This is a genomic window from Pseudomonas sp. AKS31, from assembly GCF_023634765.1.
GTDB lineage: Bacteria > Pseudomonadota > Gammaproteobacteria > Pseudomonadales > Pseudomonadaceae > Aquipseudomonas.
Genome location: NZ_JAMLFX010000001.1, coordinates 338,524 through 351,967, shown reverse-complemented (window position 1 = coordinate 351,967; position 13,444 = coordinate 338,524). Strand labels below are relative to the sequence as shown.

General features: G+C 60.5%; 15 protein-coding genes. 10 read left to right on the top strand and 5 right to left on the bottom strand.

All coding sequences use genetic code 11. The features are described from left to right. Positions 1–50: 50 nt before the first annotated feature. On the bottom strand, positions 51–845 hold the full coding sequence (locus M9827_RS01485) for an AraC family transcriptional regulator (RefSeq protein ID WP_250602974.1): 795 nt from the start codon (positions 843–845) through the stop codon (positions 51–53). Positions 846–941: 96 nt separating this feature from the next. Between M9827_RS01485 and M9827_RS01480 the strand changes: the two genes are divergently transcribed. Then, positions 942–1,829, top strand: coding sequence for a DMT family transporter (locus M9827_RS01480; protein WP_250602973.1), 888 nt, complete (start codon positions 942–944; stop codon positions 1,827–1,829). A 109-nt stretch (positions 1,830–1,938) separates the two neighbouring features. Here M9827_RS01480 and M9827_RS01475 read toward each other — a convergent pair whose 3' ends face one another. The 3 genes from M9827_RS01475 to M9827_RS01465 form a co-directional block, all read right to left on the bottom strand. Then, positions 1,939–2,817 (bottom strand): esterase/lipase family protein, encoded by an 879-nt coding sequence (locus M9827_RS01475; protein ID WP_250602972.1) that lies wholly within the window; start codon positions 2,815–2,817, stop codon positions 1,939–1,941. A gap of 91 nt (positions 2,818–2,908) precedes the next feature. Next, on the bottom strand, positions 2,909–3,214 hold the full coding sequence (locus tag M9827_RS01470) for a DMT family transporter (protein WP_250602971.1): 306 nt from the start codon (positions 3,212–3,214) through the stop codon (positions 2,909–2,911). Next, entirely contained in the window at positions 3,215–3,853 is a 639-nt protein-coding gene (locus tag M9827_RS01465) for an FMN-dependent NADH-azoreductase (RefSeq protein WP_250602970.1), read from the bottom strand. It abuts the gene before it with no gap. A gap of 109 nt (positions 3,854–3,962) precedes the next feature. On the opposite strand from M9827_RS01465, the gene M9827_RS01460 reads away from it, so the two are divergent. Continuing rightward, positions 3,963–4,910, top strand: coding sequence for a LysR substrate-binding domain-containing protein (locus tag M9827_RS01460; RefSeq protein WP_250602969.1), 948 nt, complete (start codon positions 3,963–3,965; stop codon positions 4,908–4,910). 98 nt (positions 4,911–5,008) lie between these two features. Continuing rightward, on the top strand, positions 5,009–5,542 hold the full coding sequence (locus tag M9827_RS01455; RefSeq protein WP_093430205.1) for a ferritin-like domain-containing protein: 534 nt from the start codon (positions 5,009–5,011) through the stop codon (positions 5,540–5,542). A 129-nt stretch (positions 5,543–5,671) separates the two neighbouring features. Here the strand turns inward: M9827_RS01455 and M9827_RS01450 are convergent, their stop codons facing one another. After that, on the bottom strand, positions 5,672–7,747 hold the full coding sequence (locus tag M9827_RS01450) for an AsmA family protein (protein ID WP_250602968.1): 2,076 nt from the start codon (positions 7,745–7,747) through the stop codon (positions 5,672–5,674). 385 nt (positions 7,748–8,132) lie between these two features. Between M9827_RS01450 and M9827_RS01445 the strand changes: the two genes are divergently transcribed. The 7 genes from M9827_RS01445 (at position 8,133) to M9827_RS01415 (ending at position 13,422) form a co-directional block, all read left to right on the top strand. After that, positions 8,133–8,600, top strand: a complete 468-nt coding sequence (locus tag M9827_RS01445; RefSeq protein ID WP_250602967.1) for a hypothetical protein — start codon at positions 8,133–8,135, stop codon at positions 8,598–8,600. A gap of 154 nt (positions 8,601–8,754) precedes the next feature. Next, a complete protein-coding gene (locus M9827_RS01440; RefSeq protein ID WP_187678568.1) occupies positions 8,755–9,387 on the top strand; it encodes a TetR family transcriptional regulator in 633 nt (210 codons plus the stop codon). A gap of 303 nt (positions 9,388–9,690) precedes the next feature. Then, the gene (gene ureE, locus M9827_RS01435; RefSeq protein ID WP_250602966.1) at positions 9,691–10,191 is read left to right on the top strand and encodes an urease accessory protein UreE; all 501 of its coding nucleotides are present in this window, start codon (positions 9,691–9,693) and stop codon (positions 10,189–10,191) included. Beyond that, positions 10,188–10,862, top strand: coding sequence for an urease accessory protein UreF (locus M9827_RS01430; RefSeq protein ID WP_250602965.1), 675 nt, complete (start codon positions 10,188–10,190; stop codon positions 10,860–10,862). Before ureE ends, M9827_RS01430 begins: the two co-directional genes overlap by 4 nt. A gap of 12 nt (positions 10,863–10,874) precedes the next feature. Further along, entirely contained in the window at positions 10,875–11,489 is a 615-nt protein-coding gene (gene ureG, locus M9827_RS01425; RefSeq protein WP_007915910.1) for an urease accessory protein UreG, read from the top strand. A 27-nt stretch (positions 11,490–11,516) separates the two neighbouring features. Further along, a complete protein-coding gene (locus M9827_RS01420) occupies positions 11,517–12,089 on the top strand; it encodes a HupE/UreJ family protein (protein ID WP_250602964.1) in 573 nt (190 codons plus the stop codon). A 199-nt stretch (positions 12,090–12,288) separates the two neighbouring features. After that, complete coding sequence (locus M9827_RS01415) at positions 12,289–13,422, top strand: AGE family epimerase/isomerase (RefSeq protein ID WP_250602963.1); 1,134 nt, start codon at positions 12,289–12,291, stop codon at positions 13,420–13,422. The last annotated feature ends 22 nt before the right edge of the window (positions 13,423–13,444 follow it).

Sequence of the window (13,444 nt, the reverse complement as noted above, 5' to 3'; positions counted from 1 at the left end):
TGTCGCCGCACCGATGGGGGCGGCCTCTGCTGGAGTGTAGCCAAATCTTGTTACACCTTCCTGCCTTCCAGATGGCTACGCCGATACTGCTCCGGCGTACACCCGGCCTGCCGCGCGAACATGGCAATAAATGCCGAGCCGCTGCTGTAACCGAGATCAAAAGCGATCTCTTGCACGCTGCGCGAAGTCTCCAGCGCCTCGATTGCGGCGAGATAGCGCAGACGCTGGCGCCACTCGCCAAAACTCATCCCCAGTTCACGGACGAATTGCCGGGCCAACGTGCGTTCGCTGACATGCACTTGCAGCGCCCAATGCGCCAGCGGCTGATTGTTACCCGGCTCGGCCTGCAAGGTTTCGAGGATCGCCAGCAACCCCGGACTGCTCGCGTACGGCAGATAACATTCGTGCACCGGCGCCTGTTGCAGTTGATCGACCAATACCTGCGCCAGGCGCTGATCGGCATCGCGTTCGGGAATCTTCACGTCGCGGGCGGCGAAGTCTTTGAGAATCGCCTTGAGAATGTCGCTGATCGCCAGGGTACAGGCGCGCTTGGGCAGTTCGGCGCAGACCTTGGGGTCGAGGCACACCGCGCGATAGTTGACCGGTTGATAGCTGTAGAAACTGTGCTCGACCTGCGGCGGCACCCACACCGCGTACTGCGGCGGCGACATGAAGCGGCTGCCATCGACGTCCATGTGCAGCACGCCGTGCGCGGCGTACTCCAGCGTGCCCCACGGATGACGATGGGGCGCGGCGAATTCATGGGCATTGAAGTCGGCGTAGCGGAAGTACACCGCCGACGGCAGTTCGCTGAAATCCAGCAGATCGATGTGTTTGCTGTTCATGCTGTCCGGTTTCAGAGGCAGGTTGTCCGGTTCGCAGTATAGGCTTGCATCCAGACAAGGGATAATCGCCCTTCATCAACGTAATGGTTTCAACTCATGCAATACGCGTTTCCGCTGCTGGCGATTTTTATCTGGGCCGGCAATACCGTGATCAACAAACTCGCAGTCGGGGCAATTTTCCCCGCCGAAATCGGTTTCTATCGCTGGCTGCTCGCCGGTTTGCTGTTCACCCCGTTCATGCTCAAAGCGGTGATTGCGCACTGGCCGCAGATCCGTCCGAACCTGGGCAGGATTTTCATCCTCGGCGTACTCGGCATGGCGGTGTATCAAAGCCTCGCCTACTTCGCCGCAACCCTGACCACCGCGACCAACATGGGCATTATCCTGTCGCTGATGCCGTTGATGTCGCTGGCCATGGCGATCATCAGCCTTGGCCAGCGCCTGACCGCCGGCGCGCTGGTCGGCGCAGTCTTGTCGTTTGCCGGTGTGTTGGTGGTGGTGTCGTCCGGCAGCCTCGGTGCTCTACTGCAACACGGGGTGAACATGGGTGATGCGATGATGCTGATCGCCACCCTGGCCTACGCGATCTACAGCACCCTGCTGAAAAAATGGCAGCTGCGCCTGCCGCCTCTGGTGTTGCTGTATTTGCAGGTGTTGGTGGCGATCGTTGTGTTGTTTCCGCTGTATGCCGTTTCGCCGAAGACTGGTTTGACCCTGCAGAACATTCCACTGGTGCTGTATGCGTGTCTGTTGGCATCGATGCTTGCGCCGCTGGCGTGGATGCAGGCGGTGCAGCGTCTGGGGCCGAGCCGCACGACGTTGTTTTTCAATCTGCTGCCGTTGATTACTGCGCTGATTGCGGCGGTGGTGTTGAAGGAACAGTTGGCGATGTATCACTTGGTGGGCGGGTTGTTGACGTTGGGCGGGGTGATTCTTTCCGAGCGTTGGACCACCGTGTTGGGCCGCCGGATCAGCGTTGCCTGATGGAAAAGATCGCAGCCTGCGGCAGCTCCTACATGAGTTCGGGGCGTTCACAAAATTTGCGTTCGACACCGAACCTGTAGGAGTTGCCGAAGGCTGCGATCTTTTGATCCTAAAGACCGGCAGCCTCAAGCCGCGCCGCATGCTCGACAAACAGCCGCACCGGATCCGCCCCCTTGCCGACCAGCCCCAGCGACTGGTTAACAATGTCGAAATGATCCAGCGGATAGTCATCGCCAATCACCGTGCCCAGATGCGAGCTGTAACGCCCGACCATGCCGTCGCACTGCCCCGGCTCGCGCACGAAGGTTTTCGCAAACAGGCGACAGCTGCGATTGGTGCCGTCGAACAGATTACCGCCACGATCAGTCTTGCCCGGCTGCAACGTCCCTGACCATGAGTAATAACGCACACCATTGACCTCCTCCGGCCCGTGCCCACCCCAAGTTTCAGGCAAGCCCTGTGGATAACGCTGATTGAACAGCGCAACACCCTCAGTCGTCAGCGATTGGTGCGAGGCATGAATATCCACTGGCAGTTTCGGCCCGTGGTAACCGGTCTCCAGCAGCGCCATCAGCCAGCCGACAAAACGCAGCAATGCTTCAAGCAGACGGCCCTTGGCGCTGTCCGCCGGGTAGTGTTTTTGCAGATAGTCAGCCAGTTCCGAACCATGATTCGGTCCTGCGACCGATGTAACCGACGCCACCAGATCCGGCCGCTTCGCCGCCGCATAGCGCGCCGTCAGCGAACCCTGACTGTGGCCGAACAGGTTGACCTTGTGCGCCCCGGTCTCGCGCAAGATCTCATCGATCCGCGCCAGCAACTGCTCGCCGCGCACTTCCGTCGAATGCAGCGGCGACACCTGTACCGCAATCACCGTCGCACCGCCACGGCGCAATGCCTTGATGATGCCGTACCAGTACGGATAGAGAATCAGCCGGATAAACCCGAGCATACCGGGCACCAGCACCAGTGGATAACGCGTCGACATGGGCAAACATCCTTGTGGTCGGTGAGTGGATGCAAGGCGTGCAAAACGCCCGCCAAGCATCCTCCCTGATGATGACAACTCAACGACCAGCCTACTTCAGGCCCACCACCCCCGCCACAATCAGCCCTACCGAAACCAGTTTGACCAGCGTCAGACTTTCCCCCAGCAAGGCAAAGCCGAGGAACACCGTGCCGAGCGAGCCAATCGCCGTCCAGATCGGGTAGGCGATGCTCACCGGCAACTCGCGCATTGCCAGCGTCAGGAAATATATCCCGCCGACCGCCGCAATCACCGTGATCAACGACGGCCAGAGCCGGGTGAAACCTTCGGCGTACTTCATGCCCATGGCGAAGGTCACTTCAAACCCGGCGGCGATCAGCAGGCACAGCCAGGCCACCTAGAACTCCCGGGCAAGGCTGAGCAAACGCTGCTCCGCCTCGGCCACCGACACCGCGAAGGTGCGTTCGGCGGACTCTTCGCCCTCGGCCGCGACCACGGTGACGTCGTTAATGCCGATGAACCCCAGTGCCGTACGCAGCCATGGATCAGCGTGGTTCAAGGCTTCCAGCTCACCACCCGGGCCGAAACCGAAACCACCGCGACTGGTGACGATCAACGCCTTCTTGCCCTGCAACAGCGGGGTGTACTGGGCGACGCCATTGTCCAGCGTGTGATCGAAGGTCAGGCCAAGACGCACGATCTGATCGACCCAGGCCTTGAGGCCACTGGGCACGCTGAAGTTGTACATCGGCGTGGAAATCAGCAGCAGGTCGTGGTCGAACAACTCGCCGACCAGTTGATCGCTCAGCGCCAGATCGGCCTGCATCGACAATGGACGCGCTTCAGGCTGTGGATAAAACGCGGCGGCGACAAAGGCTTCATTGACGGCGGGAATCAGCGCTCGACCGACTTCACGCCGAGTCACCTGCGCCTGTGAATGACGCACCTGCCAGGCGCTGAGAAAAACTTCCGCCAGCCGCCGCGAGTGCGAACGGTCGCCACGCGGGCTGGCATGAATCGCAAGAATCCTGCTCATCTGTAAATCCTCCGGACTAGAATCAAACTGCTTGTGGCTTGCAGCTTGCAGCTCGCCGTCGCTTCTTCTCAAATGAGCAAAAATCATTCGGGATGAATTCATTTCATCCATGGAGTTTCCGATGTTCGCCTCGCTACCCCTGACCGCCCTGCGCGCCTTTGAATCGGCATCACGATTGCTGAGTTTCAAGGCTGCCGCCGAAGAGCTGTCGGTCACGCCCACCGCGATTTCTCATCAGATCCGTTCGCTGGAAGACTGGCTCGGTGTCGCGTTGTTTGAACGCCTGCCGCGCCAGGTGCGCCTGACCGAGGGCGGCGAACGCCTGTTTCGCAGCCTGCACGGCGCATTGCTGGAGGTGGCGCAAAGCGTCGACACCCTGCGCCCGCAACGCAGCGGCAGCACGTTGACGCTGTCGACCACCGCAGCATTCGCTGCGCTTTGGCTGGTGCCGCGTCTCGGGCGCTTTTACGCGCAACATCCGAACATCAACGTGCGCCTCGATACCCACTGCGAAGTCATCGATCTGCATCAGGACGCCAGTGTCGATCTGGTTTTGCGCTATAGCCTCGACGATTACCCGAACCTGTATGGCCTGTGCCTGTTCGATGAATCGTTCGGCGTGTACGGCTCGCCCGAGCAAGTGGCGCTGGCGGCGCGGCGCACGCCAACGTTAATCAGCGTGCGCTGGCACAACTCGAAACTGTATGCCCATGGCTGGGAAGCCTGGTGCGCCAAGGCCGGCGCAAACTGGTTGAATCAGCCACCGGCCATGCGCGAATACGATGAGGAGCATTACGCCCTGCAAGCAGCGATCGCCGGGCAAGGGCTGGTGCTGGCGAGCAATATTCTGGTGTCGGAGAGTGTCGCCAGTGGTTTGCTGGTGCCGTTCATGGGCCAGGTTCAGGTCGATGGTGCCGGGTACAGCGCGTTGTGTGTGCCGGGGCGCGAGCGGCATCCGCCGGTGCGGGCATTTTTTGCCTGGTTGCGCGAGGAGGCAGTTTTGTCCGGGCTGGCGCCAAGATCGCAGCCTTCGGCGGCTCCGACAGGGGTTGCGTAAACCGATAAAACTTTTTGCAACGCTCATGACTCACAGCTTAGGTAGCGACCGCGTCCGCAGAACGTGGCGACAATCGGATTAGCCTCCAGGAGATCGAAATGAGCGACGACCTGCATCTGTCAGATGTTCAAACCTTGCGCGAACGTGCGCGCCAACACGTCGAAAACGGCGCCGTCACCGAGGGCTACAGCGCCGACCGTGAAGAGGTGCTGCGCTTGCTTAATGAATCGCTGGCCACTGAACTGGTCTGCGTGCTGCGCTACAAGCGCCACTATTTCATGGCCAATGGTGTGAAAGCCCATGTGGCGGCTGAAGAGTTTCTCGAGCACGCCACCCAGGAAGCCCAGCACGCTGACCGTCTGGCCGAGCGCATTGTGCAGTTGGGTGGCGAGCCCGAGTTCAACCCCGACATGCTGTCGAAGATGTCCCACGCGCAATACGTGGCCGGCAACACCCTCAAAGAGATGGTCTACGAAGACCTCGTTGCCGAGCGGATCGCCATCGACAGCTATCGCGAAATCATCCAGTACATCGGCGAGAAAGACCCGACTACGCGGCGTATCTTCGAAGATATTCTGGCGCAGGAAGAAGAGCATGCCGATGACATGGCTGACATCCTGAACGACCTGTAAAACATTCAAACCGCCTGCTCGCGAAGGGGCCGCAACAGAAGCAAAAAGATCGCAGCCTTCGGCCGCTCCTACATGGAAATGCATTCCAAGGTAGGAGCGGCCGAAGGCTGCGATCTTTTGATCTGGCTCTTATTTAGTGGGTTTTACGGTAACGGGCGCCTTGCCCGCCTTCATTTGCTCCAGCAACGGCGCACACTGATTCGGCTCGCCACCACTCGGCGCCACCAGCGCCAACAGCCCTGCCGCCGGCGCGGCGATCACACCCAGCGCAACCATCCCCGCCCCGCGCAACATCAGCGGCACAGCCTTCACGCCGGCATCCGGCTTGATGAACTTGCCGCGTACATACAGCGGCGAACGCAGGGAAATCAACCGCCAGCCCTTGGATTCCGGGGTCACGGTCAGATCGAGCTGCTCGGTGGCCATGTTCGCCGTGCCGTCGATATAGATGATCGCGTTCTCGGTATCGAAGACAAACAACTGCGTGGTCGCCAGACCGGTCTTGATGTCGAAGTCCGCTGCCGCACAGTTGATCTTCACTTCCTTGTCGCCAAAGATCTTGCCGACCACATAGTTGCCGACGTTGAGCCCGGCCAGTTCCATCAGCTCACGGCTGATCGCGCCGTCGTTGATCAACATCTTCAATTTGCCGTTGGCGCCGCCCAGCAGCTTGGCCACCGAGTTGCCGCGACCAGTGATATCGGCGTCGCCATTCAGCTCACCAAAACTGGTCTTCATCGGTTCGAAAGTCGGGAACAGCTCTTTGAGTTTGAACCTGCGCGCAGTCAGTTTCGCCCGGCCTTCCAGTGGCTCGGTGCGACCGTTGAGGCGAATCTGTGCATCAAGATTGCCGCCAGCGACGCCGAAGCGCAGTGGCTCAAGGCTCAGTTCGCCGTCGTCGAGTTTCAGGTGGGTATAGAGGTCATTGAACGGCAGTTTCTCGCTATGGACAATGCGCTTGCCGGTGAACTCGACGTCGGCATCCATCGCGCGCCAGCGGTCAGTCTTGAACTCTTCCACCGGCAGCACTTTATCGGCCGGTTGTTTGCTCTCGCCACCGCGCGCCTTTTGCTTGTCATTGGAGTCGGCGCCGATCAGCGGTGCGAGGTCAGCGAACAACAGTTGATTGGAGAGCAACGCGCCGCTGAGTTTCGGCCGTGGCTGGCTGGCGACGTAGGTCAGGTCGCCATGGATGTCGCTGCTGCCGATCTTGCCGTTGAACTGCTCATAGGTAAATTTCGCCCCGGCCTCGTCGTGCAGCTTGGCGATCAAATGGCCGTCGGTGGAGTACGGTGGGGTGTCCGGCAGGGTCACGCCAGTCAGCGGGTAAAGATTGCCGAGGCTGGCACCGGCGAGTTTCAGGCGCAGATCGAGGGCGCCGAGGTTGAGGGGATCGGTCAGCGTGCCGGCCAGTTCGATGCTGGTATCGCCGATCTTCGCCTGGGCCTGCAGCGGGAATGGCTTGCGCGCATCCTGCAAGGCGAGCAGCCCACCGATCTTGCCTTGGCCGGTCAGTTTCTGGCCGTGGTATTGGCCTTTGACCTTCAAGGCAAACGCGTAATCCTGCGGTGCACCGCCCTTGTCCTGGGCAGTCTTCGCCGCTTTGGCACCCACGATGTCGCTATACGGAATCGGTTTACCCAACGGATCAATCAGCACATCCAGATTGGTTTTGAGCGTTTGATCGTCGAGGGTGACGTGGCCCTTGTCGAAACCGATGGCGCCGATGTCGACGACCCAATTCGACGGCTCGGCGTTGGGATCCTTCGGATCGAACTTGAATACCCAGTTCGCTCGACCATCGGCCAAACGTTGCAACTCGGCATTGGGTTCGGTCAGATCGATGCGCGGGATCACCACCCGTTGCGCCAGCAGCGCCAACGGCGAAATGCGCAGCTCAACGCGTTTGAGCGTGACCATCTGCGGCTTCTTTGACCAGTCCGGGTTGCCCAGGCTCAAATCCTCAGCGACCACGTGCGGCCACGGCACCCAGGAACGCCAGCCGCCCTCGTCCGGCTCGCGCTGCCAGATCACCGCAAGGTTGCCGTTGATGGCAAACGGTCGGTGCAGTTCTTCCGAGACTTTGGCGTTGAGCGGCGGTTTGATCCGGTTCCAGTCGAAGAACACGATGATCAACACCAGCACGGCCAGTAGCAGCACGAGAATGGCAAAGGTCCAGCTGAAGATTTTTCCAGTGCGCGTCATGCACAAAGCTCCTGATCACGACCGCACGCAAAGACTGCGGCGTACGGCTGAAACGGCGGGCCAAAGCGGCCCCTATGAAATCTACGACTGGCAAACCAGCCGCAGGTTTAATCGAAAGGCCGATTGGCGCGTAAAAAGTCGCGCGAAATCTGACCAATCAGTCGAACAGTGTTACCGCGACCCGCACTTTTGCGAGGCGCGAGTGAGTCGGAAATACCCACCTCGGTGCAAAACCGTCGCCCGCAAAGGCCCGATCTAGAGCCTCCGGGCAGAACAATCAATTCTGTTGATTATTACCATTGCGTTTATGAACTTTTATATCGACTTATCGAGAGTAGCATTGCCCTCGTACCCACTTTATCGCCCTCCCTAGGAGCAACCCATCATGAAACGCCAATTACTGCTCAGCCTTACCCTGTCGATGCTAGCCAGCACTGCTTTCGCCCTGCCCGCTGCCGATCAGGCTACTCCGCAAGTAAAAGACAGCCACTCGGTGTTCAGCCAGACCGTAGCAGCTGATGGTTCGGACCGTACCCCACAAGGCCAGACCCTGGCTGAAGGCGGCCGTGATCGTCTGGAAGAGAAAGGTCTGGTTCAGGACGGCTACGACAAGACCCCACAAGGTCAGACTCTGGCATCCGACGGCAGCGAGCGCACCCCACAAGGCCAGACCCTGGCTTCCGACGGTAGCGAGCGCACCCCACAAGGCCAGACCCTGGCTTCCGACGGTAGCGAGCGCACTCCACAAGGCCAGACCCTGGCTGACGACGGCTTCGACAAAACCCCACTGGGTCAAGCACTCGCCGAAGGTGGTGGTGACCGTGTGATCGAACGCAACAGCGCCCTGAGCTAAGCCCATGGCGGCCGCGAAAAAAAGCCCAATCACCGGATTGGGCTTTTGACTTTCCTGGCTGGTGAAATCCTTCGCTACATGTCCTCCCGTTCGACGCCGACAAAGCCGATTTGCTAGAGTGCGGCGCTTGTCCTGCCAAAGAACACACCCTGCGATGCTGCCCCGCGCCGAACAGAAACAACAGACCCGCAACGCCTTGATGGACGCTGCCCGCCACCTCATGGAAAGCGGCCGAGGATTCGGCAGCCTGAGCCTGCGCGAAGTGACCAAAACCGCCGGGATCGTGCCCACCGGTTTCTACCGGCATTTTGCCGATATGGATGAGCTGGGCCTGGTGCTGGTCAGTGAAGTCGGCCAGACCTTTCGTGAAACCATCCGTTTGGTGCGGCACAACGAATTCGTCATGGGCGGCATCATCGATGCTTCGGTGCGGATCTTCCTTGACGTGGTCAGCGCCAATCGCTCGCAATTCCTGTTTCTCGCCCGTGAACAGTACGGCGGTTCGCTGCCGGTGCGTCAGGCAATTGGCCGGTTGCGCGAGAACATCAGTTCCGACCTGGCGGCCGACCTGACAATGATGCCCAAGCTTCAGCATCTGGACGCCGCCGGCCTGAGTGTAATTGCCGACCTGATCGTCAAATCGGTGTTCGCTACCCTCCCCGACATCATCGACCCGCCGGCCGAAGCCCTGCCGGAACATCTGACGCCACAGGCAAAGATCACCCAGCAACTGCGCTTCATCTTCATCGGCCTCAAGCACTGGCAAGGGCTGGGCAGTACCGAGTAACTCCCCCTTATTACTGACACAACAAATTCCCCCTGTGGGAGCGAGCCTGCTCGCGAAGGCGTCGTGTCAGCCAACATCTACATCACTGCCCCCAGCGCATTCGCGAGCAGGCTCGCTCCCACATTTGGTTCGGCGCATCAGCCTCCATTTGGTGCATGTAAAAACCTTCATGCACCAAAACATTCCAAAATCCCGCAACATCTTGAAACATCCGCTACGCTCCGACAGGGATTTCCTACATCCCGTCCGATTGGCAAGGCCCTTGCTCTAGCCAGAGTATTGTCCATAGCTGGAAGCTTTCCGATGCTGGTGATTCACCGCAGAATCGACCCTCAACCCGTCTGGGCCGCCGAGTTGCACCTGACCTTCGAAGCACGGAGCAAAAGCCGTTTGCGCTGTTTCAGTGCCGAGGGCGAAGACGTCGGGTTGTTTTTGGAGCGCGGTCAGTCGCCGCTGTATGACGGCGAATGCCTACAGGCTGAAGACGGCCGCATCGTCCGTGTCTGCGCCCGCCCCGAGCAACTGCTGCACGTCACTTGCGCCAATGCCTTCGAACTGACCCGCGCCGCTTATCACTTGGGTAACCGCCACGTTGCCCTGCAAGTCGGCGATGGCTGGCTGCGCCTGCTCGACGATTACGTGCTCAAGGCCATGCTCGAACAACTCGGCGCTCAAGTCGAAGCCGTAGAAGCGCCGTTCCAGCCGGAACACGGCGCCTATGGCGGCGGCCATCACCATTCACGCCACGGCGAGGAAGACTTCAACTACGCGCCGAAACTCCATCAGTTCGGCGTACGCCTGTGAATCCGGCCTGGGCGCTGCTGCGCCTGGCCAGTCCGCAATTGCCGATTGGCGGCTACAGCTATTCGCAAGGCCTGGAAATGGCCGTGGATAACGGCCGCGTGAACAACCCGGACAGTGCCCGGCGCTGGATCAGCGATCAGCTGCTGCTCAACCTCGCCCGCTTCGAAGCGCCATTGCTGCTCGCACATTGTCAGGCGGCGGCGGATGAGCAATGGGCCGAGCTACAGATCTTGTGCGAAAGCCATCGCGCCAGCCGCGAGACGCGGGAGTTACATCTGGAGAGCCGGCAGATGGGCTATTCGTTGCAGCAACTGCTCAATGGTTTGCCGGAACTCGACGCGCCGGCCCGCGCCTTTCTCGATCAATGCCCGGAACCGCATCTGGCCCTGTGCTGGGCGCTGGCCGCGCGCGCCTGGGGTATCTGCCCGCAAGACGCCCTCGCCGCGTGGTTGTGGAGCTGGCTGGAAAACCAGCTTGCCGTACTGATGAAAACCCTGCCACTGGGCCAGCAAGCCGCCCAGCGCCTGACCAGCGAACTGCTGCCGCTGCTGCAACAAGCGCAGCAAGACGCCAGCCGAATCAACCCCGAACACATGGGCAGCGCCGCGTTCGGTCTGTCCCTGGCGTGCATGGCCCACGAGCGCCAGTACAGCCGACTCTTCCGTTCTTAGGAGAAACACTCGATGAACACACAACCTCTGCGCGTCGGCATCGGCGGCCCGGTCGGTTCCGGCAAAACCGCGTTGACCCTGGCCCTGTGCCTGGCCCTGCGCGAGCGCTACAACCTCGCCGTGGTCACCAACGATATCTACACCCGTGAAGACGCCGATTTCCTCGTGCGCAACGAAGCCCTCGCACCGGAGCGGATCATCGGCGTGGAAACCGGCGGCTGCCCGCACACGGCGATCCGCGAAGATGCCTCGATCAACCTTGAAGCGGTGGATCAACTGAACCGGCGCTTTCCGGGGCTGGATCTGATTCTGGTGGAATCCGGCGGCGACAACCTGTCGGCGACTTTCAGCCCGGAATTGTCCGACCTGACCATCTACGTGATCGACGTCTCGGCCGGCGACAAGCTGCCGCGCAAGGGCGGGCCGGGGATCTGCAAATCCGATCTGCTGGTGATCAACAAGATCGACCTGGCGCCGCTGGTGGGCGCCTCGCTGGAAATGATGGACAGCGACACAAAACGCATGCGCAACGGCAAGCCGTTCGTCTTCAGCAACCAGAAAACCGGTCAGGGCCTTGAGCAAATCATCGCCTTCATCGAACGCCAGGGCCTGCTGACCGCAGCCTGATTCACTGCTCAACAAGGAAGCTTATCCATGACACTCAAACGTATTCTCGGCGCTGTGGCGCTGCTGCTGACGCCAGCATTGGCCTTCGCTCACCCTGGGCATGGCGACAGCGGTCTGGTCGCCGGCATCAGTCACCCGATTGGCGGTCTCGACCATTTGCTGGCGATGGTGGCTGTCGGTTTGTGGGCCGCGCAGCAGCAAGGCGCCGCGCGCTGGGCGCTGCCGTGCACGTTTGTCGGCACCATGCTGATCGGCGGCTTGCTCGGTTTTGAAGGGCTGGAGTTGCCAGCGCTGGAAAGCGGGATCGCCGCGTCGGTACTGGCGCTGGGTCTGGCGGTGGCCCTGGCGGTGCGTCCGCCATTGGTCATGGCAGTAGCGGCGACGGCGCTGTTTGCGTTGTTCCATGGCGTGGCGCATGGCTTGGAACTGCCGGACATGAGCAGTCCTTGGGCGTATGCGGCAGGTTTCGTCGTCGCGACGGCTGCACTGCATGCGGCGGGTTATGGCGTGGTGCGGTTCCTGCCTCAAGCTGCTGCACCATTGGTGCGGTTGGCAGGAGCGGCTTCGGCGGTGACTGGCGCCTGGTTGTTGGCAGGCTGATCTCTATCGCCTGGGCCGGCCTCATCGCTGGCAAGCCAGCTCCCACAGGTTTTTGGGTAAGTCCACAATTGTGTGAACACCAAATATCCTTGTGGGAGCTGGCTCGCCAGCGATGACGGCCGATCAGACACCAAACCTCTAAAGCCTGCCGCTCTGCTACCATGTCGCGCAATCGCCTCAGCCGTGACGACGTCCGCCCATGCCCCACGCTTCTCGCTCCACCTCCCTGCCCGAATTGACTGCCCTGTTCGGCGCTGTGCAGCAGCACTTCGTCAACGTGATCGTGCCGCTCTGGCAAGGCCCGGGCTGGAATGCCGACATGGCGCTTCCTTATGAGGCGCTGGACGCCACACACCAACCACTGCCACCGCAACGCTATCGAGCGATGGCCTGCGCACGGCAGTTGTATCTGTTTTCCAGTCTGATCGGGATTGTGGATAACGCTGACGTACGCGCAGCAGCGCTGTTTCGCTCGCTGCAACGGCACTTCCACGATGCCGAGCATGGCGGCTGGTTCTACAGCATCGACGCCCTGGGCAAACCGCTGGATCAACGCAAGGACCTCTACACCCACGCCTTCATCCTGTTTGCCTGCGCGCATTATTGGGAAAAGTCAGGCGATTCGCTGGTCGAGTCGACGCTCAATGCGGCGCTGGAAATCATCGACCGACGCTTTGCCACCGGCGATGGCTTGTACGAAGCCTGTCTGGAACGCGACTGGATCACCCTGCAAACCGGTCCACTGCAGAACCCGTTGATGCACTTGGCCGAAGCATTTCTCGCCACCCTTGCTGTGCGCGAAGATGCCCAGACGCAGAAAGCGTTGCTGGAGTTATGCACAGCCATGCACAAGCACTTCGTCGATCCGCAATATGGCGTGTTGATGGAGAAGCCGCTCGGGGCTGTGGATAACTGGTATGAGCCGGGGCATCAATTCGAATGGTATTTCCTGCTCGAATCATCGGCATTGTTACGTGGTTCGAAACTGCACGGGGCGCTTGATCGCGCATTTGCGTTCACCGAGCAATACGGTGTGGTGCAGCCATCCGGTGCGGTACGGGCGATGCTCGATCTGGAAACGAATGGACGCCCGCGAGACTCGACCCAGCGGATCTGGGCGCAGGCGGAATATCTGCGCGCGCTGACCTTGCGTCAGGGCAGTGAAGAGGTGGTGCTGCGCCAGTTACAGGCATTGCAGCAGCGGTTTCTGCATGCCGGCGGCTGGCATGAGTGCCGGGATGAACAGGGTGAGGTCAGCCGCAAGGACATGCCATCGACGACCCCTTACCACTTGGCGACTTGCTATAGCGGCCTGGCTGAATATCTTCGCTGACTTATAGATCGCTTTCGCGAGC